Below are 262 nucleotides of genomic sequence, written 5' to 3' on the forward strand. Positions count from 1 at the left end.
GGGGTTTGCGAAAACCTTCCGAACACCAGAAAAGCAGTGACTGTAACGGTAAATTCTCTGGGATTGGCCTCAGACATAACTGCCGCAGATGCCACAATATGTTCAGGTTCTTCAGCCTCTCTGGCGGCTTCGTCTGCAACAGTCGCTACGCCAGTTTTTAGATGGTACGCCGATCAGACCACAGCAACGGCATTAAGCACGGGAGCATCATACAGCCCTTCACCAACAGTGACAACTGTCTATTATGTTAGCGTAAGCGGGG

Annotated in this window: 1 protein-coding gene; it reads left to right on the top strand. The window is 50.8% G+C overall.

Features of this window, described 5'->3' with window-relative positions:
* On the top strand, nucleotides 1–262 hold a 262-nt coding region (locus B3J44_RS22920; RefSeq protein WP_286971680.1), incomplete at both ends, for a hypothetical protein.

This window comes from Flavobacterium sp. UBA4854 (assembly GCF_002399805.1).
In the GTDB taxonomy this organism is placed as follows: Bacteria; Bacteroidota; Bacteroidia; order Flavobacteriales; family Flavobacteriaceae; genus Flavobacterium; species Flavobacterium ginsengisoli.